The sequence below is a fragment of the Pseudomonas sp. BIOMIG1BAC genome (genome assembly GCF_001705995.2).
Classification (GTDB): domain Bacteria; phylum Pseudomonadota; class Gammaproteobacteria; order Pseudomonadales; family Pseudomonadaceae; genus Aquipseudomonas; species Aquipseudomonas sessilinigenes.
The window spans coordinates 2,449,781-2,474,330 of the sequence record NZ_CP049045.1 but is presented as its reverse complement, the minus strand read 5'-3'; the positions used below and the strand labels follow the sequence as shown (position 1 = coordinate 2,474,330).

At 61.7% G+C, this 24,550-nt stretch carries 25 protein-coding genes and 2 pseudogenes; 5 read left to right on the top strand and 22 right to left on the bottom strand.

Features of this window, described 5'->3' with window-relative positions; all coding sequences use genetic code 11:
* Positions 1-46 precede the first annotated feature (46 nt).
* A complete protein-coding gene (locus tag ATY02_RS11780) occupies positions 47-943 on the top strand; it encodes a hypothetical protein (RefSeq protein ID WP_068579810.1) in 897 nt (298 codons plus the stop codon).
* A 29-nt stretch (positions 944-972) separates the two neighbouring features.
* Here ATY02_RS11780 and ATY02_RS35980 read toward each other — a convergent pair whose 3' ends face one another.
* Positions 973-1,218 (bottom strand): tyrosine-type recombinase/integrase, encoded by a 246-nt coding sequence (locus tag ATY02_RS35980; protein ID WP_416220680.1) that lies wholly within the window; start codon positions 1,216-1,218, stop codon positions 973-975.
* A 135-nt stretch (positions 1,219-1,353) separates the two neighbouring features.
* Between ATY02_RS35980 and ATY02_RS11770 the strand changes: the two are divergent.
* A pseudogene (locus ATY02_RS11770) lies at positions 1,354-1,606 on the top strand (response regulator transcription factor); the annotation flags it as partial.
* 77 nt (positions 1,607-1,683) lie between these two features.
* Here ATY02_RS11770 and ATY02_RS11765 read toward each other — a convergent pair.
* The 20 genes and pseudogenes from ATY02_RS11765 to merR all read right to left on the bottom strand — a co-directional run bounded on the left by ATY02_RS11765 (position 1,684) and on the right by merR (position 20,609).
* Positions 1,684-1,992: a helix-turn-helix domain-containing protein gene (locus ATY02_RS11765; RefSeq protein WP_228022268.1), complete on the bottom strand. Its 309-nt coding sequence runs from the start codon at positions 1,990-1,992 to the stop codon at positions 1,684-1,686.
* A gap of 251 nt (positions 1,993-2,243) precedes the next feature.
* Positions 2,244-2,636, bottom strand: a complete 393-nt coding sequence (pcaC, locus tag ATY02_RS11760) for a 4-carboxymuconolactone decarboxylase (RefSeq protein ID WP_068579815.1) — start codon at positions 2,634-2,636, stop codon at positions 2,244-2,246.
* Positions 2,637-2,681: 45 nt separating this feature from the next.
* Positions 2,682-3,485, bottom strand: a complete 804-nt coding sequence (gene pcaD / locus ATY02_RS11755) for a 3-oxoadipate enol-lactonase (RefSeq protein WP_068579824.1) — start codon at positions 3,483-3,485, stop codon at positions 2,682-2,684.
* An 11-nt stretch (positions 3,486-3,496) separates the two neighbouring features.
* Positions 3,497-4,858 (bottom strand): 3-carboxy-cis,cis-muconate cycloisomerase, encoded by a 1,362-nt coding sequence (locus ATY02_RS11750; RefSeq protein ID WP_265582650.1) that lies wholly within the window; start codon positions 4,856-4,858, stop codon positions 3,497-3,499.
* Between the two features lie 167 nt (positions 4,859-5,025).
* Positions 5,026-6,231 (bottom strand): 3-oxoadipyl-CoA thiolase, encoded by a 1,206-nt coding sequence (gene pcaF, locus ATY02_RS11745; protein ID WP_068579828.1) that lies wholly within the window; start codon positions 6,229-6,231, stop codon positions 5,026-5,028.
* Positions 6,228-7,010, bottom strand: a complete 783-nt coding sequence (locus ATY02_RS11740) for a CoA-transferase subunit beta (RefSeq protein WP_068579829.1) — start codon at positions 7,008-7,010, stop codon at positions 6,228-6,230. The genes pcaF and ATY02_RS11740 overlap by 4 nt, the downstream gene beginning before the upstream one ends.
* Positions 7,010-7,858 carry a CoA transferase subunit A gene (locus ATY02_RS11735; protein ID WP_068579830.1) on the bottom strand — a complete coding sequence of 283 codons (849 nt, stop codon included), beginning with the start codon at positions 7,856-7,858 and terminating at the stop codon, positions 7,010-7,012. The genes ATY02_RS11740 and ATY02_RS11735 overlap by 1 nt, the downstream gene beginning before the upstream one ends.
* A gap of 130 nt (positions 7,859-7,988) precedes the next feature.
* Complete coding sequence (locus ATY02_RS36560) at positions 7,989-8,450, bottom strand: methyl-accepting chemotaxis protein (protein ID WP_416220679.1); 462 nt, start codon at positions 8,448-8,450, stop codon at positions 7,989-7,991.
* Positions 8,451-8,940: 490 nt separating this feature from the next.
* A complete protein-coding gene (locus ATY02_RS11725) occupies positions 8,941-10,167 on the bottom strand; it encodes a benzoate/H(+) symporter BenE family transporter (protein ID WP_068579832.1) in 1,227 nt (408 codons plus the stop codon).
* A 115-nt stretch (positions 10,168-10,282) separates the two neighbouring features.
* The gene (gene catA, locus ATY02_RS11720) at positions 10,283-11,224 is read right to left on the bottom strand and encodes a catechol 1,2-dioxygenase (protein WP_068579833.1); all 942 of its coding nucleotides are present in this window, start codon (positions 11,222-11,224) and stop codon (positions 10,283-10,285) included.
* Positions 11,225-11,257: 33 nt separating this feature from the next.
* Positions 11,258-11,548 (bottom strand): muconolactone Delta-isomerase, encoded by a 291-nt coding sequence (catC, locus tag ATY02_RS11715; RefSeq protein WP_068579838.1) that lies wholly within the window; start codon positions 11,546-11,548, stop codon positions 11,258-11,260.
* Positions 11,549-11,565: 17 nt separating this feature from the next.
* A complete protein-coding gene (locus tag ATY02_RS11710; RefSeq protein WP_068579840.1) occupies positions 11,566-12,687 on the bottom strand; it encodes a muconate cycloisomerase family protein in 1,122 nt (373 codons plus the stop codon).
* Between the two features lie 28 nt (positions 12,688-12,715).
* Positions 12,716-14,053 carry an MFS transporter gene (locus tag ATY02_RS11705; protein WP_068579841.1) on the bottom strand — a complete coding sequence of 446 codons (1,338 nt, stop codon included), beginning with the start codon at positions 14,051-14,053 and terminating at the stop codon, positions 12,716-12,718.
* A 63-nt stretch (positions 14,054-14,116) separates the two neighbouring features.
* Positions 14,117-14,893, bottom strand: a complete 777-nt coding sequence (locus tag ATY02_RS11700) for a 1,6-dihydroxycyclohexa-2,4-diene-1-carboxylate dehydrogenase (protein WP_068579842.1) — start codon at positions 14,891-14,893, stop codon at positions 14,117-14,119.
* A gap of 82 nt (positions 14,894-14,975) precedes the next feature.
* Positions 14,976-15,986 carry a benzoate 1,2-dioxygenase electron transfer component BenC gene (benC, locus tag ATY02_RS11695; protein ID WP_068579843.1) on the bottom strand — a complete coding sequence of 337 codons (1,011 nt, stop codon included), beginning with the start codon at positions 15,984-15,986 and terminating at the stop codon, positions 14,976-14,978.
* Between the two features lie 111 nt (positions 15,987-16,097).
* On the bottom strand, positions 16,098-16,586 hold the full coding sequence (benB, locus tag ATY02_RS11690) for a benzoate 1,2-dioxygenase small subunit (protein WP_068579844.1): 489 nt from the start codon (positions 16,584-16,586) through the stop codon (positions 16,098-16,100).
* Positions 16,586-17,944: a benzoate 1,2-dioxygenase large subunit gene (gene benA, locus ATY02_RS11685; RefSeq protein ID WP_068579846.1), complete on the bottom strand. Its 1,359-nt coding sequence runs from the start codon at positions 17,942-17,944 to the stop codon at positions 16,586-16,588. The genes benB and benA overlap by 1 nt, the downstream gene beginning before the upstream one ends.
* 295 nt (positions 17,945-18,239) lie before the next feature.
* Positions 18,240-19,196 carry an AraC family transcriptional regulator gene (locus ATY02_RS11680; RefSeq protein ID WP_068579848.1) on the bottom strand — a complete coding sequence of 319 codons (957 nt, stop codon included), beginning with the start codon at positions 19,194-19,196 and terminating at the stop codon, positions 18,240-18,242.
* Between the two features lie 242 nt (positions 19,197-19,438).
* A pseudogene (locus ATY02_RS11675) lies at positions 19,439-20,119 on the bottom strand (IclR family transcriptional regulator domain-containing protein); the annotation flags it as partial.
* 91 nt (positions 20,120-20,210) lie between these two features.
* The gene (gene merR, locus ATY02_RS11670; RefSeq protein ID WP_003089120.1) at positions 20,211-20,609 is read right to left on the bottom strand and encodes an Hg(II)-responsive transcriptional regulator; all 399 of its coding nucleotides are present in this window, start codon (positions 20,607-20,609) and stop codon (positions 20,211-20,213) included.
* Between the two features lie 74 nt (positions 20,610-20,683).
* Here merR and ATY02_RS11665 point away from each other — a divergent pair, with 74 nt between their 5' ends.
* From ATY02_RS11665 to ATY02_RS11655, 3 genes are read left to right on the top strand one after another with little or no spacing between them, the layout of a single operon-like run.
* Positions 20,684-21,034: a mercuric transporter MerT family protein gene (locus ATY02_RS11665; protein ID WP_003089115.1), complete on the top strand. Its 351-nt coding sequence runs from the start codon at positions 20,684-20,686 to the stop codon at positions 21,032-21,034.
* 12 nt (positions 21,035-21,046) lie between these two features.
* Positions 21,047-21,322, top strand: coding sequence for a mercury resistance system periplasmic binding protein MerP (merP, locus tag ATY02_RS11660; RefSeq protein ID WP_003150552.1), 276 nt, complete (start codon positions 21,047-21,049; stop codon positions 21,320-21,322).
* A gap of 7 nt (positions 21,323-21,329) precedes the next feature.
* Entirely contained in the window at positions 21,330-21,542 is a 213-nt protein-coding gene (locus tag ATY02_RS11655) for a GDCCVxC domain-containing (seleno)protein (RefSeq protein ID WP_003089113.1), read from the top strand.
* 12 nt (positions 21,543-21,554) lie between these two features.
* On the opposite strand, the gene ATY02_RS11650 is transcribed toward ATY02_RS11655, so the two are convergent.
* Complete coding sequence (locus ATY02_RS11650) at positions 21,555-24,548, bottom strand: Tn3 family transposase (RefSeq protein WP_003299771.1); 2,994 nt, start codon at positions 24,546-24,548, stop codon at positions 21,555-21,557.
* Positions 24,549-24,550: the final 2 nt, after the last annotated feature.

Here is a 24,550-nt window from a genome sequence, read left to right as displayed (position 1 = left end):
GAGGCGAATAAGGCGAACACCCCCAACCCATGGAGAAGTAAGCGTCATGGACAACGCTCGTGATCGTGTTACACAGGAAATTGTGGAGGCCGAAGACCTCAAGCTGCTGGCGTCAGTCAACGCGGATGGGTACCTGTGCAGCGGGTGCAATACCCAAGTGTTCCCCCGCTCTTACCGGCCGGAGAATCTATACCGTGCCCACTTTTTCATTCTCGACCCTCACGGCCAGGATTGTGGGGTAGAGGGTGAAAAGAAGGTCATTGCTCGCGGCAAGCGTAGGAGTGTCCAACACGAGTTGGAGACCTCCCCTGGTTTGTCCCCAGCCCGCTTACAACTGATTGATGCTCGAACGATTGTCGACCCCGCCTTGCCTCGCGCGGAGCAACGAACGCAAAGCGTCAGTCAGCAGGACGCAACGGGCAACACAGCTCGCAGAGAGGGACGACGCGCAGCCAACAGTATTCGCCCGATCTGCCGTGCATTTTTGCGCTTCCCCTACGATAGGCATCTCTCGCTAGAAGTCCCCGGCGTCGCCCCGACGACCTATCAAACCGCCTTCAAAAAACTCCGTTCTAAAGGTTTTAAGCGGTTTGCCCAAGCGCGTGTGTTCTATGGCGAGTTGGCATGGTCACAGGCCATGGAGTCGCCCGAGCACCTGACCATCTCGCTCAATGCGGGGGAATGGGTAGATGGAGAGCTTTCGCCCTACCAAGTGCTCGTCCACTGGCGCGAGTGGTCAGCGGTAGCATGCGGGCGGCTCAGGAATGAGCTAGAAGTAGCCCGCAAGGAGGGCATGGACGCCAAAAAAGCTAAGCAAACATCGCGCAGCTATCTCTTCTTTGTTGGTGACCAAGACGATAAGAACCCTGCATTGTTCCATGTGCTAGATCATCGGCTTATCTGCACCCTACACGACGATCTGGTGTTTCCTCCGCGAAAGTAATCGCAGCAGGAATATCGTTTGCGGTGCGGCTACGGCAACCTCTCCGGGTCAGCCAATATCCTATCGGGGATGAGTTGTGGCGTACTCAGCTGTCCCGGGAACACCCCGACGCTCTCGACATAGCGCAAGGCCGACTGGCCATCGCTCCAGCCGACATATTGCATCAGCGCCTTGAGGTCCCAGCTATTGCGCGTGGCCCAGGTAGCAAAGCCGCGGCGCAACGAATGGCTGCTGTACACCCCTGGCAGCCCTGCCGCCTGCAGAGCGGCGCGCAGGAGCGGAACGACACTGTTCGGGTGCAGCCCCCGTCACCCAGATGCCCCCAGCGATCGATACTGCGGAACACCGCCCCCCTCGCGATACCGGCCACGCTGATGCAGCCGAGGTATCGGTCGTTTATCCGAGGCCCGCAATATTTAATCGCTGCAGCTCGCGGCGAGAACGCTATTGCGCCATGCAGCGTAAATAACAGTCCGCTGACCGAACGGGAGACGCAAATCCTACAGCGCATCAGCATGGGGGGGGAGCAACAAAGAGGTAGCACGCCAACTCGGTATCAGCCCGAGCACAGTGCGTACCCACGTCGAGAGTGGGTTCCGCAAACTGCAATGCACAACACTTGCTGCCGCGACACTGAAAGCGCTAACCCTGGGACTCATATAGACAGACCCAAGCCTGCTGGATTGATCCGCAAGACATCAGCTAACGTTTACAGCTATCACTCTACAAATGAAGGTCTCTCAAGTCCGCGTCAGCGACTGAAACCTAGCCCGATAAGCTCCTGGGGTGAATCCAACACGCTTACGAAACAGACGGTAAAACGTTCTGATATCGCTATAGCCAACATAGTGAATGATTTTTTCGATGCTCAGGTCACCAGACTCCAACAACACCCTTGCCGTACTGATGCGCAAGTTCTGCAAGTAGGTCAGAGGTGCCTGCTCTAAAACCTTCCTAAAACGACGTATCAAGGTGCGCTCGCTAATTGCCAGCAACTGAGCCAAGTCGGTCATACGCACCTGCTCCGTCAAGTGATCCTGAAGCCACATCTGTGCACGTTGAACCAAGGGGTCGTTGTGGGTCTTGTCGGTAGTAAATGATTGAAGCTCTAAGCACATACGTGCGCCCTCTCAATTCTTCATCAACTGAAACAGACATGAAGGTACTGGTCGAACATTCTTCGATTCGCCTTCAATAGAGGCACCATGCACTGTTATGGGGCTAATATAAGCGCCATGGCCGCAGTACCAAATGGCTGAATCGGTGCATGGCGTAGAGACTGAAATCCAAAACCATTTCGCTAGTCGAGGCACTCGACGCCCATCTCATCCCACACTTCTTCAGCCAGGTGGAAGGTGGCGTTAGCGGCTGGGATACCGCAATAGATGGCGCTCTGCATCAGCACTTCCTTGATCTCGTCGCGGGTCACGCCGTTGTTCTTTGCCGCCTTGAGGTGCAGGCGCAGTTCGCCTTCGCGGTTCATGCCGATCAGCATGGCGATGGTTATCAGGCTGCGGGTGTGCAGCGGCAAGCCGGGGCGGGTCCAGATATCGCCCCAGGCATGCCGGGTGATCATTTCCTGGAACTCTTGGTTGAACGGCGTCAGGTGCTGCAGGCTGCGATCGACATGGGCGTCACCGAGCACCGCGCGACGCACTTGCATGCCGGCTTCGTAGCGTTGTTTTTCGTCCATTGGGGTGAATTCCGAAAGTGGCGGCGCGCAAGCGCAGCAAAATGCTCAAACAGTAAGAAAGTCCAGCACGCGGCGAGTGAACAGCTCACTCGCTTCGACGTTGGACAGGTGTGCGGCATGGAACTCGACCAGCTCGGCATCGCGGATGCGTTCCTGCATATAACGGCCATGCTCAGGCGTCGTCACAACATCGGCAGTGCCGCAAACGATCAGGGTAGGTGCCACAATGCTGGCGACTTGCTCGCGGAAATCGGCATCGCGCACAGCCCCGCAGTTGGCGGCGTAGCCCTGTGGAGAAGTGGCGGCCAACATGCCTACCACGGGTTCAACCAGCGCTGGCTGGGCCGCAGCAAACTCAGCGGTAAACCAGCGTGCAATCGAGGCATCGCGCAGCGCCAGCATGGCCGCCTGGCCATCGCGCAGCACGGTTTCGATACGCGGATTCCATACTTCGGGGCTGCCGATTTTCGCTGCAGTGTTGCACAGCACTAGGCGCTGGATACGTGCCGGCGCGTTGATCGCCAGCCACTGACCGATAAGCCCGCCCATGGACAAGCCACAGAACGCGGCGCGCTCGATATGCAAGGCATCCAGCAGGTCCAGCACGTCGCGGCCATTCTGCTCGATGCTGTAACTGCCCTCGGTGACCAGCGAGCGGCCATGGCCACGGGTGTCGTAGCGCAACACGCGAAAATGTTCGGCGAAGGCCGCAACTTGCGAATCCCACATATGCAGGTCGGTGCCCAGCGAGTTGGACAAGACCAGCACAGGGGCAGCAGCTGGACCTGAGAGCAGCGGTCCTTCCAATAAATAGTTCAGTTCGCCATCGGCGAGTTGTACGGCAGGCATACAAAAAACTCCTAATTCGAAAAATTCTGGTGTTCGGCCACTGCCCGCTCGACCCAGCGGCGGGCCTGGCCCAAGTACAGGGCCGGGTCGAGTAGACGATCCAGCTCGGCGGCGGACAGTTGCGCACTGACTTCGGCGTTAGCACCGAGCACCTGACGCAGCTGTGCGCCTTCGCGCACCGCCTGCTGGCAGCACTGTTCGAGCAGGTGGTGAGCGGCATCACGGCCGATTCGCTGGGCCAGGGCGATGCTAACTGCCTCAGCCAGCACCAGGCCCTGAGTCAAATCGAGGTTGGTGCGCATGCGCGCGGCATCCACTTCCAGCCCCGGCACCAGCAGCAGCGCCTGCTGCAACGCGCCAGAGACTAAACAGCACAGCTCCGGCAAGGTCTCCCATTCGGCATGCCACAAACCCAGGCTGCGCTCATGCTCCTGTGGCATGGTGCTAAACATGGTCGCGACCAGACCGGGCGAACGGGTGGCAGCACCGATTAACACGGCTGCGCTGACCGGGTTGCGCTTGTGCGGCATGGTCGATGAACCGCCTTTGCCTGGCGCGGCCGGCTCAAACACTTCACCGGCCTCGGTCTGCATCAGCAGGCTGAGGTCACGGCCGAATTTGCCCAAGCTGCCGGCGATCAGGCCAAGCAAGCTGGCGAATTCAACCAAACGGTCGCGCTGGGTATGCCAGGGCTGCTCCGGCAGCTGCAGACCAAGTTCATTGGCCAGCGCTTCGCTCACCGGCCAGGCGTGCTCGCCCAGCGCGGCCAGGCTGCCGGAGGCACCCCCGAACTGCAGCACCAGCAGGCGCGGTTTAATCTCGGTCAGGCGCTGACGATGGCGGGTAATCGCGCCGAGCACGCCGGCCAGCTTCATCCCCAGGGTCACTGGGGTGGCGTGTTGCAGCCAGGTGCGTCCGGCCAGCGGGGTATCGGCGTGGCGCTCAGCCTGCTCAGCCAGAGCTGCACCGAGCTGCGTCAGATCCCGCTCCAGCAGGGTGATAGCCGCCCGCAGTTGCAGGATCAAACCGCTGTCCATGGTGTCCTGGCTGGTGGCACCGAGGTGCACATAGCGCTCGGCTTCGCTGCTCTGCGCCGCGACTTGTTTGCCCAGCGCCTTGACCAGCGGAATCGCCGAATTGCCGGCGGTGACGATGGCCTGGGCCAGCGCGGCAAAATCATAGCGCTCGGCCTGGCAGGCGCTGACGATGGGCTGCACCGCCGCTTGCGGAATCAGCCCACTGCTCGCCTCGGCGCGTGCCAGGGCTGCCTCGAAATCCAGCATGCCCTGCAGCCGACCGTGATCGGAAAAAATAGCGCGCATGGCCGGTGCACTAAAATAGGCGTCGAAGAGTTGGTTACTCAAGAGGTGTATTCCCAAAGGCACTTGATTACAGCCTAGGTTCGCAGCACTGGCGTGATGAATCCAGCGCTTGTCATGACGGCATGGGTATCGCTGCGCTCAACCCATCCTACGGGTGCGTAGGATGGGTTAGCCGCAGGCGTAAGCCATCGCGATAACAGCAATCGGTGACAGTCGGCTCAAACCCGTTGTATTGCCAACGCCAAACCCTGGCCAACACCGACGCACATGGTTGCCAGCCCCAAACGGCCGCCGGATTTCTCTAGCTGATGCAGGGCGGTCTGTATCAGGCGTGCGCCGCTGGCACCCAGCGGGTGGCCGAGGGCAATGGCACCGCCATTCGGGTTGACCTTGTCGCTGTCGTCGGCCAGGCCCAGTTCGCGGGTAACGGCCAGGCCCTGGGCGGCGAAGGCTTCGTTGAGTTCGATGACGTCGAAGTCATGGATGCTGATCTTCAAGCGATCGAGCAGCTTGCGCACTGCCGGTACCGGGCCGATGCCCATCACCCGTGGTGCCACGCCGGCGCTGGCCATACCCAGCACCTTGGCACGGGCAGTCAGCCCGTACTTCTGCACCGAGTAGGCGGAGGCAAGAATCAGTGCCACCGCACCATCGTTAACCCCCGAGGCATTGCCGGCGGTAACGGTCTTGCCCTCGCCATTGACCGGCTTGAGCTTGGCCAGCGCCTCGGCCGTGGTGTCCGGGCGCAGATGCTCGTCGGCCTCGATCACGCTGTCGCCCTTCTTGCCCTTGATCGTGACCGCAACGATTTCCTCGGCGAAGAAACCCTCGGCCTGGGCGCGCCCGGCACGCTGCTGGCTGCGCAGGGCGAAGGCGTCCTGGTCGGCGCGACTGACCTGGTAATCATCGGCGACGTTGTCGGCGGTTTGCGGCATGGCATCCACGCCGTACTGCGCCTTCATCAGCGAGTTGATAAAGCGCCAGCCGATGGTGGTGTCTTCGATTTTTTGGTTGCGACTCCAGGCACCGTCGGCCTTGCCCATCACATAAGGCGCACGCGACATCGACTCGACGCCGCCGGCGATAGCCAGCTCCATCTCGCCGCTGGCAATGGCGCGGAAGGCGCTGCCCACCGCATCCATGCCCGAGGCGCAGAGGCGATTGAGGGTCACACCGGGAACGCTGTCAGGCAGGCCGGCCAGCAATAGAGCCATGCGTGCTACATTGCGGTTGTCTTCGCCAGCCTGATTGGCGCAGCCCATAAACACTTCATCGATGGCTGCTGGGTCAAGCTGTGGGTTGCGTTCAAGCAATGCCTTGAGCGGGATGGCCGCCAGGTCGTCGGCACGCACTGCGGCCAAACCGCCGCCGAAGCGGCCGATCGGCGTGCGGATGGCGTCGCAGATGAAGACGTCGCGGCTCATTCCTCACCTCCGGCCTGGCCGTGGGCCGCTGCTGTGCGTGCTTCGAGGGCGCGCAGCGCCTCCAGCTCAAAGGCCTCGGGCACCGCAGTCTCGACCACTTGGGCGGCGAATCGGATCGGCCAGCCGGTGGCGGCGATGATCTGCTCGCGGCTCACACCAGGATGGATCGAGGTGACCACGAATTCCTTGCTGCCGGCTTCCGGCTCCATGATGCACAGGTCGGTGATGATCGCCACCGGGCCGGCACCAGGCAGGCCCAGCTGCTGACGATGCTCGCCGCCTTCGCCATGACCAACCGAGGTGATAAAGGCCAGCTTGTCGACGAAGGTGCGGTGGCCTTGCTTGAGGATGATAAACACCTTCTTCGCCGAGCCTGCGATCTCCGGCGCGCCGCCGGCACCCGGCAGGCGTACTTTCGGATTGTGGTAGTCGCCAATTACGGTGGTGTTGATATTGCCGAACTTATCGACCTGAGCCGCGCCGAGAAAGCCCACGTCGATGCGCCCGCCCTGCAGCCAGTAACGGAAGATCTCGCCGGTCGGCACCACGGTGTCAGCGGTCTCGGCCAGCTCGCCGTCACCGATGGACAGCGGCAGTACGGTCGGCTTGGCACCGATCGGGCCGGATTCGTAGATAAGGGTAACGTCCGGGGCATGAGTCAGGCGCGCCAGGTTGGCGGCCTTGGACGGCAGGCCGATGCCGACGAAGGTCACGTCGGTGTTGCCGAGGCGGCGCGAGGCGGCCACGGTCATCATTTCATTGGTGCTGTAGGCGCTCATTATTTGGCCTCCTGAAGCTTGGCCTGATAGGCGGCGAAATCGGCAGTGCCACGGATATAGGTATCGATCCAGGCGGTGAAGGTTTCACGATCGCGGGCGATCGGGTCCCAGGCCTGGTAGAAGCGGTTGTCACGCTCGGAGTAACCGTGGGCGTAGGACGGATGTGCGCCGCCCGGAACAAGGCACACAGCAGTCAACGCCCAGCCCGGCAGCACGCAGGCGTTCATCGGCGCGTTCAACTCGTCGACGATTTCTTCCACGGTGACGATGCAGCGCTTGGCGGCCAGGGCAGCTTCCTTCTGCACGCCGAGGATGCCCTGAATCAGCACATTGCCCTTGCGGTCTGCCTTCTGCGCGTGGATCACGGTGACGTCCGGGCGCACGCTGGGCACGGCAGCCAACTGCTCGCCGGTGAAGGGGCACTGGATGAATTTGATGTCCGGATTGACCTTGAGCAAATCCGAGCCCTGATAGCCGCGCAGCACTGCGAACGGCAGGCCTGAGGCACCGGCCACATAGGCGTTGGCCATGGCGGCGTGGCTGTGCTCGCTGATCTGCAGTGGCTGCGGCCAGCCCTTCTCCACCGCGTCACGCAGGCGATGCAGCGAACCTACACCGGGATTACCACCCCAGGAAAAGATCAGCTTCTTGGCGCAACCGGCACCGATCAGCAGGTCGTAGACCAGATCCGGGGTCATGCGGATCAGGGTCAGATCCTTGCGGCCCTGGCGGATGATCTCGTGAGACGCCGCAGTCGGGATCAGGTGGGTGAAGCCTTCGAGGGCGATGCTGTCGCCGTCGTGGACGAAGCGCTGGATGGCTTCGCGAAGAGTGAGGATTTCAGCCATGAGGATTCTCGTATGGTGTCGTGGCGTTACTACGCCGGTGAACAGACGTTAACGCCGGGCCTATATGCAAACAATCCGATAATCGACTACTTGTGCGATAATCGAACATATCTGTGTATTTTTCAGCCAGCTACCGCGACCGGGGCGCGCACAACGCCTGCAGGTGCAAGGTGCGTTCGCGCTGGCCGGCCAGTTGGGCGACGATGCGTAGCACGATCTCCTGGCGCGCCTGAGCCCCGGCGCGCATCTCGGCTATAGCCTGGAGGGCCGCACCGGTGGTGTGCAGGCCGTTGCGGGTGGCGTCGGCGGCGTGCTGCATACCCAGCCGCGCCTCATCGGCCGAACTCTGCAGGCTGCTGGCGATCTGGCGGATCTGCTCGCTGGAGTCGTTGGCGCGGGTGGCTAAGTGGCGCACCTCGTCGGCAACCACGGCAAAGCCACGGCCCTGCTCCCCTGCCCTGGCGGCCTCTATGGCGGCATTCAGCGCGAGTAGGTTGGTCTGCCGGGCGATGTCCTGGATGCCGCCGACTAACGAAGCAATGCGCGTGGACTGCGCGCCCAGTTCGTTGAACAGCTGCTCCACCTCGCCCATATAGCCGCTGAGCTGTTCGATGGCGGCCGCCGCGGCCTGGATACTGGTCGCGCATGCCTGCACCTTCTCGCCACCGGCGCGTGCCAGTTCAGTGGCGTACTGCATATCCGCCTCGCTGCGCTGGATGCTGTCGAGCAACTCGCGCAGCGGTTGACCCAGATTGGGCAGCCGCGGCGCAGCCGGCGGCAGCACGGCGCTGAGTGGTGCCGGCATGGGTACCGGCACCTCTATATAGACGGTCTGTGGGACGGGTAGCGGCGGCCGCCAAGCATAGGCGATAGCCGCCAGCAGCCCACATAACAGCGCGGCACCAAGTGCCCAGAAGACGAAAACACCAGACCACAGGCCACCCAGAACGCACAGCGCGGCCATGCTCTGTAACCAAGGTCCATGGGAATGTCGCAACATAGTGACTCCTTGGGCTAATAATCCGGCTCCGCAAGACCGGACAAGATTGAATACCGCCTGCGCCTTTGCGCAGACAGCAGATTCAGTGGTGGTGAAACGGCGCGCTGTGATTGGCCTGTGGCGTGGCGGTGCCAGGTGCCGCCGCGGCTCGCCAGCTCAGCAGCAAGTGCGCGGCAATGCCAAACAGCAGACCCCAGAAGGCAGCGGACAGGCCGAGGAAGCTCATGCCCGAGGCACTGACCAAAAAGGTGATCAACGCCGCCTCGCGATCATTCGGCTGCCCCATGGCATTGGCCAGTGCCGTGCCAATCGCACCGAACAAAGCCAGACCCGCGAGGGCGGCAATCAGCGCCTTGGGAAAGGCGGCGAACAGCGACACCAGGGTCGCGCCGAACAGGCCGAACAGTAGGTAGACCCCACCACCGACCACCGCCGAGACATAACGCTTGCTCGAGTCTTCATGGGCCTCGCGGCTGGTGCAGATAGCCGCGGTGATCGCCGCCAGATTCAACCCATGACAGGCAAACGGTGCCAACAGCAGACTGCCCAGGGCACTGACGCTGATGATCGGGCTGGCCGGAGTCAAGTAGCCGGCGGCGCGCAACACCGCCATGCCCGGCACGAACTGCCCGGTAAGAGCCACCAGCACCAGAGGTAAAGCAATATTGAGGATCGCCGCCAGGCTGAACTCGGGGCTGATCCACAGCGGTATGGCCAGTTCGAACACCAGCGCGTCCTGGCGCAGTTGGCCGCTGGCCAAGGCGATCAGAGTACCGACCAGCAGCACCGCCATCACCGCATAACGCGGGGCCAGGCGTTTGACCAGCAGGTAGGTGGCGAACATCGCCAACACCAGCGTCGGCTGCTCATCAATCGACAGAAACAGCTGGGCACCGAAGCTGAACAGGATTCCGGCGAGCATGGCTGCGGCGATAGCACCGGGCAGCCTGCCGATAAGGCGGTCGAAGGTGCCCGACAAGCCGACCAGCAGGATGATCACATTGGCGACAATATAAGCACCAACCGCCTCGTTCAGGCTGATCTGCGGTAAAAGCGACACCAGCAGCGCCGAGCCTGGTGCCGACCAGGCGATGACGATGGGCACCCGGTAACGCAGGCTCAGGCCGATACCAAGAACGGCGCTGCCAATGGAGATCGCCCACACCCAGGACGCGACCACGGCGTGGGACAGGCCAGCGCTTTCGGCGGCCTGAAAGATTATCACCAGCGGCCCTGCGTAGGAGATAAGCGTGGCGATAAAACCTGCGACCAGGGCAGACAGGCTGAAGTCTTTGCATAAGGCTGTCATCGGGCCTCGCAAGTTAGCGGTGGCGTCCCCCAAGGGATGCTCTCGTTGTATTAACCCTTGAGAGTGGCTCGAACCACTCTCAAGGGTGCGCCCTTAATGGTGCGCGCGGAGCACCCTACGCATTCTGCAATGCTCGCGGACGGGCGCTGCGTTGTTCGGCAGCGGGAGCCGGTGCTTGCTGCAGCTGGAAGTCGAACGCAAGCGTGGCAAAGCGGGTACCTTGCACGCCGCGGTCATTGGCGGCGGCCGCGTCCTCGACGAAGATGATCTCGCCAACCAGACCATCACGGGTGGCGTAGGCGAAGTCGTCCCACAGGTACTGCTCACCGGACAGATTGATCTGGGTGGTCAGGTGCCGATGGCCCGGTGCGGAGATAAAGAAGTGAATATGCGCCGGACGCTGACCGTGACGGCCGAGAAGGTTCAGGCATTCCTGGGTCGGGCCATCTGGCGAGCAGCCGTAGCCACTCGGCACAATGCTGCGCGCGCTGTAGCGGCCATTGCTATCAGTGACGATGCGCCGGCGCAGGTTGTAGGCGCTCTGGCTTTGGTCGAAGTAGGAATAATTGCCCTGGGTATTGGCATGCCACAGGTCGACCACCGCGCCAGCCACCGGCTGGCCCTGGGTGTCACGTACCACGCCTTCGAGGAACATCACAGTGGCCTTTTCCAGCTCAGTACCATCGTCCATCCGCGCCTCGCCCTCGCAGACCGGTGCGCCCGCCACGTACAGCGGGCCTTCGATTGTGCGCGGGGTGCCGCCGGTGAGGCCGACCTGAGCATCTTTGGCATCCTGCAGGATGTCGAGGAAGTGCTCCAGGCCCAGGCCAGGCACCAGCAGGCCGGCTTCGTTGCGCCCGCCCAGGCGATTGAGGTAATCCACCGCGTGCCAGAATTCGTCGTCGCTGATTTCCAGGTCTTCGATGAGCTTCGCCGCGTCATTGATCAGACGCAGGATGATCTGCTTGACCCGTGGGCTGCCCTGGTCGTTAGTGAGGCCGGCAGCCTCGTTGAACAGCTTCTGAATTTCGGCAGTGTGGCTAACTTTAACGGTCATGGTGGTGTCCTCGATTTTTTGTTCTAGGGCTTATCAACGATCGTCGTCACGGATCGATGAGGGATGCCGGCAGATGCCGTCAATTTCGATATCCATATAGGGGAACAGCGGCAGCTGCAGCAGCGTGTCGTGCAGCGCCTCGACGCTGGCCACGTCGAATACGCTGTAGTTGGCGTAGTGCCCGGCGATGCGCCACAGGTGGCGCCACTTGCCTACACGCATCAGGCCTTGGGCTAGTTCCTTCTCGTCGGCCTTGAGCTTGGCGGCCTGGGCTGGGGGCATGTCGGCCGGCAGTTTTACGGTCATCTTTACGTGGAACAACATGGCGGTTTCCTCTCAGGTCACTTGCGGGCGAAGAACGCCAGGCGCTCTTCGTCTAGGGTCAGGCCGAGGCCGGGGGTGCGCGGCACCTGCAGGGCGAAGTCGCAGTACAACGGCGGCTCGCTGACGATGTCCTCGGTCAGCAACAGCGGGCCAAACAACTCGGTGCCCCAGGTCAGTTGGCGCAGGGTGACGAAGGCATGGGCCGAAGCCAGGGTGCCAATCGCGCCTTCGAGCATGGTGCCGCCGTACAGGGCAATGCCCGCCGCCTCGGCAATCGCCGCGGTGCGCAGCACGGCACGTGGGCCACCGTTCTTGGCGATCTTCAGGGCGAAGATGCTCGCCGCCCCGTCAGCCGCCAGGCTGAAGGCGTCTTCCACGCTTTCAATCGACTCGTCGGCCATGATCGGTGCCGGACTGCGCTGATTGAGGCGCACCTGCCCTGCCCGGTTGATCCGCGCAATCGGCTGCTCGATCAGGTCGATACCGTTGTCGCCCAGTACCTGGCAGGCACGGATGGCCTGGGACTCGTCCCAGTACTGGTTGACGTCCACGCGCACGCTGGCGCTGTCACCCAGCGCCCGCTTGATCGCAATTACATGCTTGAGATCCTGCTCGACTAGGTTGGCACCGATCTTCAGTTTGAAGATGCGATGGCGGCGGATGGCGAGCATCTGCTGCGCCTCGTCGATATCGCGGGCGGTGTCGCCGCTGGCCAGGGTCCAGGCCACTTCCAGGCTATCGCGCACGCGGCCGCCAAGCAGCTCGCTGACCGCCAGGCCCAGTCGTTTGCCATGAGCGTCGAGCAGCGCGCTTTCCAAACCGGACTTGGCAAAGGTGTTGCCCTTGGCCGCCTTGTCCAGGCGCAGCATGGCGGCATTGATATTGCCCGCGTCCTGCCCGACCAGCAGCGGGCCGAGGTGGCTGTCGATGTTCTGCTTGATGCTCTCCGGGCTCTCGTTGCCATAGGCCAGGCCACCGATGGTGGTCGATTCGCCGATGCCTTCGAGGCCGTCGCTGCAGCGCACGCGGATCAGTACCAGGGTCTGCTGTTGCATCGTGTGCATCGCCAGCTTGTGCGGGCGGATGGTCGGCAGATCAACGATCATCGCCGACACGCTTTCGATCAGGACTTGGCTCATTTCACACTTCCAGTTAAACGGTTAAGGCTCAGGCCTTGGTGCCGATCAGCTCACCGACCGTGATCTGCCGGCGCTTGGCGCTGATGGCGAACACGCTCATGGCGATGGCAGCGACGGCACCGGGTACGGCGAAGGCGAGAAAATTCAGTTGCAGCGGCAGGTTGATACCCATCAGCGCGCCGCCCAGCAGCGGGCCAACGATGGCACCGTTGCGGCCAATGCCCGAGGCCCAGCCAAGACCGGTGGAACGGATCGACATGCCGTAGAACTGCGCGGCACCGGCGTACAGCAGAATCTGCGTACCGATGGTGGTCGCGCCGGCGATAAAGATCAGGCCATACAGCAGCGGCGTCGGGCTTTTGAAACCGAGCAAGCTGATCGATACGGCGGCGGCAACGAAGAAGGCCACCATCACCTTGCTCAGGTTGAAGCGGTCGCCCAGCCAGCCGCCGAGAATCGCTCCGGCCATACCGCCGAAGTTCAGCGCCAGGAGGAACGACAGGCTCGAGCCCAGGCTGTAGCCGGCGTTGGCCATCAGTTTCGGCAGCCAGGAACTCAGTGCGTAGACCATCAGCAGGCAGCAGAAGAACGCCAGCCACAAGCACAGAGTGCGCAGGGCGCGGCCATCACGGAACAGCTCAAATACCGCAACGCCCTTGCCCTTGGTGTCGCTCATCTGCAGTTGGTCGGCAGCATCGATCTGCAGACCCGGCTGGACTTTCTGAAGCACTGCGCGGGCTTGCTCTTGACGGCCCTGACGCAGCAGAAAGCCCACCGACTCCGGCAGTTTCCACAGAATCAGCGGCAACAGCAGCAGCGGGATGGCGGCGGCGAAGAACATCGACTCCCAGCCGAAACGCGGCAGCATATAGATGCCAACGCCGGCGGCGAGCATGCCACCCACCGAGTAGCCGCTGAACATGATGGCCACCAGGGTGCTGCGCAGACGCTTGGGCGCGTACTCGTTCATCAGCGCCACCGCATTAGGCATCAGGCCGCCACAGCCAAGACCGGCGATAAAACGGCAGATGCCGAATTCGGTCGGGTTGCCGGCGAAGCCGTTGACGATGGTGGCGCTGGAGAACAGCGCGAAGCAAATGGCGATGCCCTTCTTGCGGCCGATTTTGTCGGCCAGGGTGCCGAAAGCCAGGGCACCGAACATCATGCCGAACAGCGCGTAGCTACCCAGAGCGCCGGCCTGCAGCGGAGTCAGGCCCCACTCCTGCATGATCGACGGCAGCACTACACCGTAGATAAACAGGTCGTAGCCATCGAAAATCAACAGCAGCGCGCAGAGCGTCATAACCATCCAGTGAAAGCGGTCAAAGCGCGCGTTGTCGATAACCTGGTGTACGTCTAGTCGCATGGCATCGGTTCTCTCTGTTGTTTTTATTGTGAATTGCTCGGGTAATGCTTTTTGGGGGCCGCTTTAGCCGAGGTCACCGCCACCAACCGGCAGGGTCACACCGGTGATATAGGTCGCATCGTCAGACGCCAGGAAGAGAATCGCGCCAACCTGTTCGTCGATCGTGCCGTAGCGCTTCATCAGGCTGCTGTGCAAGGTCTGGTCGACGATTTGCTGGTACCAGCCCTTCTCCTGCTCGCTCTGCTCAGCCGCGTTGCGCGGAATGCGCCGTGGCGGTGCCTCGGTGCCGCCAGGAGCTGTGGCATTGACGCGGATGCCGCGCTCGGCGGTCTCAAAAGCCAGGCACGCAGTCAGCGCGTTGACCCCGCCCTTGGCCGCGCCGTAGGGCACGCGGTTGACGCCACGGGTGGCGATGGAGGAGACGTTGACGATGGCACCACTGCCCTTCTCCAACATCTGCGGCAGCGCGGCGTGGCAGCACCACAGGGTGGGGAACAACGAGCGACGCACTTCGGCCTCTATTTCATGCGCCTGGTAGTGCTCGAACGGCTTGGCCCAGATGGTGCCACCGACGTTGTTGACCAGAATATCCAGGCGACCGAAGTGCTCGGTAGCAGCGGCCATGACGCGCTGGCACTCGACGAACTGCTCGAGATCGGCGGTCAGGCAAAGCACCGGGCTGACGCCGGCCAACTCGTCAGCCAGTTCATGAACCAGCTCGGAACGGTCGACCAGTACTAGGAGTGCGCCCTCTTCAGCCATGCGCTCGGCCACCCGCCGACCGATGCCTTGAGCGGCACCAGTGACCACTGCGACCTTGTCTTGAAAGCGCTTGTTCATAATCCCGACCTCAATCAACGCTGGCCACGGCCTAGCTGAATAAAAAAGGCCCGCCTACTAGGTAAGCGAACCAAAGAAGCTTTTAGGCGCTGGCGGCGAACTTCTCGAAGTAGAAGTTCGCCGGTTCGATACCCTGTTCACTGATGTAGTGGCTAACAGCCTCGACCATAGGCGGAGGACCACACAGGTAAACGTCCACCTCGCCGTCGTTGAGGTGCTTGGGCTCAATGTGTTGAGTAACGTAGCCCTTGCGCGGGTAGCTGCTGTCCGGATTGGCAACGCAGGCGCTGAAGCTGAAATTGGGGATACGCGCAGCCAGGGCCTCAAGCTTGTCCATTTCCACTAGGTCGAAATCGTTGGTCACCCCATAGATCAGGTGCAGTGGATGCTCGCTGCCCTGCTCGGCGATCTTCTCGAGCATCGCGGTGAACGGTGCCAGGCCGGTGCCGCCGGCCAGTAGCAACAACGGACGCTTGATCTCACGCAGGTAGAAACTGCCTAGGGGACCCGCTAGGGTCATGCTGTCGCCTGCCTTGGCTAACCCGGTGAGAAAACTGCTCATCAGTCCGCCCGGCACGTTGCGGATCAGAAAGCTGACTTCCCCGTCCTTCTGCAGGGTGCTAAAGGAGTAGGCGCGGGTCTGTTCACTACCCGGCACCTTGAGATTGACGTACTGGCCCGGCAGAAACGCCAGCTTGCTCAGTGCTTCACCCTTGATCGACAGCGCGATGGTGCTATCGGAGAGCTGACGCACTGCACTGATTGCCGCCTCGAAGCTGGCCTGACGGGTCTTGCACACCTCGCTGGAGGCCGGCACGCGGACCACACAATCGCTCTGCGCGCGCATCTGGCAGGTCAGCACAAAACCTTGCTCGGCCTCTTCCTCGGTCAGGGCGTCCTCGACGTACTCCTGGCCCAACTCGTAACGGCCGGCCTCGGCAAAGCACTTGCAGGTGCCGCAGGCGCCGTCTCGGCAGTCCAGAGGGATATTGATGCCCTGGCGGTAAGCGGCGTCTGCCACGGTTTCGCTGGCGTCGGCATCAATGAAACGGGTGACCCCGTCTTCGAAATTCAGTGCGATCTTGTGGCTCATGGCACACCTCGCTGGGCAATGGTTACAGGCGATGTCGGCGCGACCGAGCTCTCACCACAAGCCAGCAGGCCTACGGTCTGAATGCGAGCCGGGCCGACTCTGAAGCAGTGATTAGATGTGGTAAACGTCGATGACCTGACGCACATAATCATTCTTCAGCACCACTTTCTTGGCCTTGATCTTCGGGCTATCGCCACGCACATCGAGGATGTAGAAGCTGCTGCCGAAGTAGCTGTCCACGGTCTTGTAGCGGAAGCTCAGGGTGTGCCAGTTGAAGCGCACTTTGCACAACCCATCTGCCTGTTCGAGGATCTCGATGTTGCTGATGTTGTGCGAGGTGCGGGTATCCGGGATGCTCGCACTGGAACGCTCGGTCTTAATACGGAACACCCGGTCTTCCAAGCCACCACGATTGCCGTACCAGATCAGCGAGATTTCGCTCTGCGGGTCGACGGTCAACTCGTCGTTGTCGTCCCAGGCCGGCATCCAAAAGTTGGCGTCCGCGGTGTACATCTCCAGCCACTGATCCCATTGCTTGTCATCAAGGTAGCGAGCTTCGCGGTAAAGAAAGTCACGCACTGCGTCATAGGAAATGCTCATCACGCGCCCTCCACATGAATCAGTTGGGCCTGTTCTTTCTCCAGCGCCTCGATCATGGTGCGCTGCCAGTACTGGTGCTGCAGTACAAACAGCCCCTCGTCTTCGGTACGCACGCCACTCAGCAGAGGCTTCAGTTCGATTTCTGCGGCGGCCTGATCGGCACCCTCGACCCAGTGCTCGGCACCTCGCGACATGTCGTTCCAGCCGCTACTGCCCTGATAGCCGAGTTGGCAAGAACGGAACTCTTCCAAATCGTCCGGAGTAGCCATGCCGCTGACGTTGAAGAAGTCCTCGTACTGACGGATGCGCCGGGTACGCGCCTCGGCACTCTCGCCCTTGGGCGCGATGCAGTAGATGGTGATTTCGGTCTTGTCCACGGAGATCGGACGGGCGATACGGATCTGCGAGCTGAATTGGTCCATTAGGTAAACGTTGGGATACAGGCACAGATTCCGCGAGTTTTCGATCATCCAATCGGCGCGAGCCTTACCAAAATCCGCGGCCAGTTCGTCGCGGCGCTCGTAAAGCGGGCGATCTTCCGGATTGGCCCAGCGAGTCCAGAGCAACAGGTGGCCTTTGTCGAAGGAGTAGAAACCGCCACCGGTCTTACCCCAACTGCCGGCACTCATGGTCTTGATCTCTTCGCCAGACTCGCGTTGCTTGCGCTGCTGCTGAGTGGCGGCGTAGTTCCAGTGCACCGAGCTGACGTGGTATCCATCGGCACCATTCTCGGCGGTAAGCTTCCAGTTGCCCTCGTAGATGTAGCTGCTAGAGCCGCGCAGTACTTCCAGACCATCTGCGGATTGATCGACGATCATGTCGATGATCTTCGCCGACTCGCCCAAGTGTTCAACCAACGGTGGCACGTCGGGGTTGAGGCTACCGAACAGGAAGCCGCGATAGGACTCAAAGCGCGCAACCTTGGTAAGGTCATGCGAGCCCTCACAGTTGAAGCTCGACGGATAACCGGCCTCGACCGGGTCCTTGACCTTGAGCAGCTTGCCGGAATTATTGAAGGTCCAGCCGTGGAACGGGCAGGTATAGGAGGACTTGTTCCCAGACTTGTGCCGACAAAGCATGGCACCGCGGTGGCTACAGGCGTTGATGAAGGCATTTAGCACCCCGTCCTTGTTGCGCGCGATGAAGATCGGCTGGCGCCCCATGGTGGTGGTGAGGTAGTCGTTGTTGTTGGGCAACTGACTCTCGTGGGCCAGGTACAACCAGTTGCCCTCGAAGATGTGCTTCATCTCCAGGTCGAACAACCGAGGATCGGTGAACATCTCACGCTTACAGCGGAAAATGCCCTTCTCTTTATCTTCTTGCAGCAGGCCGTTCAGGTAGTCGAGTCCCAGGTTCATCGCCATGGCTCCGTTGTTATTGTTTCAACGGTATGAAGGCTATGCCTCTGGACTGTCCGACAATATCCAGTTCGTGCAGGACCTTTGTCCGTTTTCTGCAAAAGCCAGCGCGGATCGACCAATGCCGTAAAAGCTAGCAAATACGCGGCCGCAGACGTTCAAGCAGAGTAAGCCCGGCCCAAGATGGGCGGGCTAGAGAGGGGAATTCAAGATTGGATGGTGGGCCCGAGCGGCGCGTTCGATAGCGGCGGACAAGCTTCGTGTTGTCCACCCTATCTCGGCAGAGGGTGCGTAATCAGGTCTCGCGGCGACGCAAGGTTTCGGAGGGTAATTCGCCAAAGGCGCTTTTGTAACTTTCGGAGAAGCGCCCCAGGTGAAGAAAGCCGTAATCCAGCGCCACTTCGGTGATATTGCGCACCCGCGAGGCCGGGTCACTCAAGCTGCAATGGATTTGCTCCAGCTTCTTCTGGCGTATAAAGCTCTTCGGCGTGGTGCCGGTGTGCCGCTCGAACAGTGCATAGAGTGAGCGCGGACTGCTGTGGGCCAGCTGTGCCAGTTGTTCGACGCTGATGTCCTGTTTGAGGTTGTCCTCGATAAACTGCAGGATGCGCTCGAAATTGGCAGCGCCCTGCTCCGGCACCAACCGACTGACATTGTTATCCAGCAGCGTCAGCATCTTGGTAGCGATGATGCGGGTGTACTGTTCCTGCACCTGTTGCACCGTCTGCGAACTCTCGGCCTCGCTGCAGACCAGCTGCAACAGGCCGGTAAAACCCTCCAGCTGCTGCAGGCTATGCCGCGGATTGAAGCGGATACCTTCGGCCGGACGCTGCCACTGACTGTCGCGGCAAGTCTTATCGAGCAGGATCGACGGCAGCTTGACGATAAACTTCTCGCAGTCGTCGGAATAGGTAAGGTCGACTGGATCGTCCGGGTTGATCAGCAGCAACTCGCCCGGGCTGAAATAGTGTTCCTCGCCATGACCGCGCCACAGACAATGACCGCGCAACAACACCTGCAAGTGGTAGATGGTTTCCAGCGCCGGCGAGATGACCCGAACGCTGCCGCCATAGCTGATACGGCACAGGTCCAGGCTGGCGAACTTGCGGTGATTGAGCGAGGCCTCAGGATGGCCGATGGTCGGCAGACGAATATCGTGGCAGCCGACGTGCTCGTTGACATAGCTGGACACCGCGTAGGGGTCGGCACGGTCGAACACGCAACTCGCAGCGCTGAGCAGGCAACTGTCCATCAACTAGGTACTCAATTTGTTGTTATGTCACTGCGTACGGTTTCGGCGCAGTTCTTTATCAGGCTATGACTGATTCTATGCGAGCCAGAGCGATCACCCGCTGCGGCTGGATAAACGGTCGCGGCAAAGTGTCAGGCAACACCTGCGGCAAACGGCCTGACAGTATGCGGGGGCGGACGCGCGACTCAATTCAACCTTTAGCCAAGTGTGCGATTAACGCACACTGCTTGTAGCTAAACGCCTCAGTGAAACAGCCGTGTGCTCAGTTCCTGGCTGGCTTCCAGCAGCACCGGCAGGTAGCGCGACTCCAGTTCCTGACGTGATACGCGGCTGACATGGGTGCCGACATTCAGCGCGGCTAGCACCTGGCCGGCGGAGTCCTTCAGCGGCACGGCAACCGAGCGCAGGCCGATCTCCAGTTCTTGGTCGATGATCACCCAGCCCTGCTGACGGATCTCGGCGATATTCGCGCGCAGGCCTGCGGCTGTGTGGATAGTACGGCTGGTTTTTACCTGCAGGTCGGCATGTTCCAGGTAATCGTCTAGAGCCAGGTCATCGAGACCGGCCAGCAGAATGCGCCCCATGGAGGTGCAATAGGCCGGCAGCCGACTGCCGACGCTGAGGTCGACCGAGATCAGCCGCTGCGGCGTGGCCGAACGGGCGATATAGAGAATCTCGTCGCCCTCCAGAGTGGCCATCGAACAGGCTTCGTGCAGCTGCTCGCTGATGCGGTCGAGAATTGGCTGAGCGGTGACCGCCAGCGGTGTCGACGACAGGTAGGCGTGGCCGAGGGTCAGTACCTTTGGCAGCAGCGAGTAGGTGCGCCCGTCGGTGGTGGCGTAGCCCAGCTTGATCAGCGTATGCAGGCAACGACGCACGGCGGCGCGTGGGATCTCAGTGCGGTGACTGATCTGCGCGATAGTGGGGTTTGGGGAGCAATGGAACCAAAAACCAACGTAAGCTCTGAATCCCACCGTAAAGGGGCTTTCCGATCTCCAGCTCACCCGCCAGGCATTACTCTCTGATCAGTGCCTCGATGATCGGGCAGATCGTTCCGCCGTCTCCCGCATCACATTGCTGCACCAGTTCGCCTAACAGTTGCTGCATGACGACCAAGTCGGCCATCTTCTGCTCGATCAACGCGAGCTTGCGTGCAGCCCGTGCTCGCGTTTCGGCACAGGCGCACGACTCATCCAGCGTCAGCAGTCCACCGACTTCCGAGAGCGTGAAACCCAGCGCCTGAGCCCGCTTGATGAAACGCAGTCGCTTCACCATGTCCACCGGATAGCGCCGATGGCCACCCAAGGGTTTGGCTGGTTCATCCAGCAGCCCGCGTCGCTGGTAGTAGCGGATCGTCTCGACGTTCACCCCGGCGGCGTCTGCCAGCTTGCCAATGGTCAGCTCTGTGGCCATCACTTTCTCCTTGATTCCGTACTTTGGTACGGAGTTTAGAATAGCACCTAGGCAATCAGGCTCAGGAGATGGGAATGGGGATGCAACTCACCGGGAAAGGCTCGCTGGTCGCGAGTTCGCTGACCGCCATCGGTGCGTCGGTGTGCTGTGTCGGGCCACTGGTGCTGTTGGCACTCGGTGTCGGCGGTACGTGGGTGGGCGCTCTGACCATGATGGAGCCACTACGCCCCCTCTTCATCGGGTTGACTCTACTGTTCCTGGGATTGGCATTCCGCAAGCTCTACCTGGTGCCACAGGTTTGTACGCCAGGTACACCCTGCGCCGATCCGCGCACGCTCGTGCGACAGCGACTCGTGTTCTGGATCGTCAGCGTGCTGCTGCTCGGCCTATTGGCCGTGCCGTGGCTCGCCCCGCTGTTCTACTGAAGGAGATTAACCATGCGCAAACTGCTGATCGCCGTGCTTTTCGCCTTGCCCTTCGTGGCGCTGGCGGCTCCCCCGAAAACCGTCACGCTCGACGTGCAGAACATGACGTGCGGACTCTGTCCGATCACGGTCAAGAAGTCGCTGGAGAAGGTGTCCGGCGTGAGTGACGTCCAGGTCAATTTCGACCAGAAGACGGCGACCGTCACCTACGATCCCGATAAGGCCCAGCCCGAGGCACTGACTGAGGCGACCGCGAACGCGGGATACCCCTCCACAGTGCAGAAGTGAGGTCACGATGAGCGCCATTGTCCTTGAGTCCGTGCTGACTTGCCCGCGCTGCGGCTTCGCCAAGCCGGAAACCATGCCCACGGACGCCTGCCAGTTCTATTACGAGTGCAGCAACTGCAAGGCGCTGCTGCGCCCCAACCCAGGGGATTGCTGCGTTTTCTGTTCGTTCGGCTCGGTGAAGTGCCCGCCGATCCAGCAGCAGCTTGGGTGTTGCTCATAGCGTTTAGGGGGATCACAGGTCGTCGTCTGGATTACGCAGTGGCCGCAGCTCGCCGCGCGCAACTTCTTCCGGTACCGCAAAGGAATACCGCCCGAGCATGTTGATGTGCTCGTAGATCAGCGGCGATAGCCGGGCCAAATCCTCTTCCAGCACTGGATAGCCGTGCTGCTTGAGCCGTTCCACGGCCGCCGTCATGTAGAGGGTGTTCCACAGCACGATGATGTTCACCACCAGGCCCAGAGCACCGAGCTGGTCTTCCTGGCCTTCGCGGTAGCGCTGGCGGAGCTCGCCGCGTTTGCCGTGGAACACGGCGCGGGCCAGGCTGTGCCGGCCTTCGCCTCGGTTCAACTGGGTCAGGGTGGCGCGGCGCTTGGACTCGTCGTCGATATAGGTCAACGTGTGCAGAGTCTTTTCGATCCGCCCGAATTCGGCCAGCGCCTGGGCCAGCCGGGTGGGTCTATCTCCCGTTTGCAGCGTGCGCATGATGCCAGTCGCCGGCACCCGGCCGAGTTTGAGCGAGCCGGCCAGGCGCAGCAGGTCGTCCCAGTGCTCGGCGATCAGGTCGAGTTTGACCGACTGGCGGGCCAGCCCGTTGAGCTTGCCGTAGTCCGCGTCCGGGCGCGTGCGCCAGAAGCGGGTACCGCCGACATCGGCCAGCCGCGGACTGAAGTGGTAGCCAAGTAGGCGGAAGAGCCCGAACACCACATCGCTGTAGGCCCCGGTGTCGGTCATGATTTGCGTCGGCTGCAACTCGGTCTGCTGTTCCAGCACGACCGCCAGCAACACCAGGCTGTCGCGCAGCGTGCCGGGCACGGTGATGGCGTTGAGGCCGGAGAATTGGTCGGAAATCAGGTTGTACCAGGTGACACCCCGGCCGGTGCCGAAATACTTCGGATTGGGGCCGGCATGCACGGTGCGCACCGGTACGACGAAGCGCATGCCATCGGCGGAGGCGACCTCGCCGCCACCCCAGACTTGGGCCAGTTCCAGTTGGCTTTGCGCTCCGACCAGGATGGCGTTAGCCGCTGACAGGGTGTCGTCGCGGATATAATTCTGGCTGACCCAGGACAGCCGGTCACGGCGCAGCGCCGGGTTGTCGGTGCGGATCAAGGGCTCCAGGCCGGTGTTGCAGGCCCCGCCCAACAGCACCGCGCAGAGGCTGGTGACCAGGTTGTCGGCGCGTGCATTGCGTTCGGAGACATGGGTGAAGGCCTCGGAAAAGCCAGTGCGGGCGGCGATTTCCAAGAGGATTTCCGGCAGATCGACACGCGGCATCAGGTCAGACACGGCCGCCCGCAGTTGCAGCAACGAGCAGGGCTCGTCCAGCTTGTCCAGCGCCCCGAGCGACAGTTCGGTCTTGCCCTCGGTGTTCTCGCTCAGTTGAATCGCCGGGTTGTCGGGCAGGCGCGCGGCTACTGCCAGCCAGGTTGCATCCAGCTCGACGGACAAGGCGTCCAGGGTGGTTTTGGCGTCGATGGTCAGGCCCAGTGACCGGCAGATGATCGGTCGCGCCGCCAGCCATTCGGCACCGTCGAGCAGGCCAAGGCGCGGGTCGGCATAGCGCCAACTGGGCGAGACGAAGACATCGCGGCGGCGCAGGGCCGTGCGCAGCGCATCGAGCGTGCAGAACACATAGGCACCCATGTCGAGGGAGCCATCTTCGCGGGTGATGTGCTTCTGCCAAGCCTTGGCCACGATCTCCTGCGGCGCGTCATCCTCTGGCTTCCGGCGCGGCAGGTTCAGTTGCAGCCACTCCAGACTAGCCGCCACGCCCTTGCCGGCCGGGCTGAAGCCGAAGCGGATGTGCTTGAGCAGGTCGGGCAGGAAGCGGCGCACGCTGCGGTAGCGCGCTTCCAATGCAAGAAAATAGACGTCATCTACCGGGCGGATCAGCGCGTTGACCTCTTCCAGGGCCTTTTCCAGGGTGGTCCTCGGCAGGTCGTTGAACAGCCGGGCGCGCACGTTGTCATCGCTGATCGAGCTGTCCAGCACGACCTTGCACGCGGCGGCGAGCGTCGCGGCCGACCGATCCAGGTCTTTCAGGCTGCGCATGCGGGCTTTCTTGTCGGCCTTCTCCGCGTTGCTGAACAGGTCGCGCAGCAAGGCCTCCAGGACTTCCAGTGCGTCGTCGTGCGCAGTCGCCTCCAGGCAGAGTGCGAAGGCCACCAGTGTCGCCATCCGCCGCGACGCCGGCAGCCGATTAATCGCGGTGACCTTGGCCGTGTTGGCGAAGCGGGCCAGGGCGGCGATACGGCTGGGAGGGATGTGCGCCGCCGCCGGCAAGGTGATGCCGATGCCGCGCACGTCATCGAGCCGGCGCAGTGCCCGAATCAACGCGGGGCCACTGACCATGACCGGGCCGGAGCGCAATTGATCCAGCCGGGAGCTGCGGTTGCCTTCGGCCACCGTCAGCAAGTCTTGCAGTTGCAATCGCTGTTCCTCAGTCACGCTGCGGCCCAGCGTAAACCAGAGGCGTTCTTCGACCCGACTGCGCAACTGGGCGATAAAGCGCTCTAGTTGAGACACACCAGGCAGGAGGACTTTCTGTGTGAACAGCCACGAGGTGGCTCGCTCAAACAGCACTCCCGGCCGGTCGGTGCCCGTCCAGCAGAGGGCATACAGCCAGCGGCTCAAGCGAAAGCCGATGCCCGGATCGGTGAAATGACGATAGCCAAAGCGGTTCTGAATATCGGTGGCATGTATCCAGCGGCGATGATCGCTATAGCGCTGGAGGCAGTCGGGGTCTGGAATCGCCAGTTGTCGGCAAAGCACCTGCAGGACTTCCACCGGCACGGCGGCGGGCTTGTCCGGCAGAACGCCAACGAAGCGGACGGTGGTCAGCAGAACGGCATAACCCAGACGGTTATGGTTACCCCGCAGCACCTGGATGGCTTCACGGTCTTCATCGCTCAGGTGGAAGTAACGTTCCAGCTCTTCACGGCTGGGCGAATCAACATAGCGGCCAAAACCGTCGCGTTGCTCTTGAGTCAGAAAACCGACCGGCATTG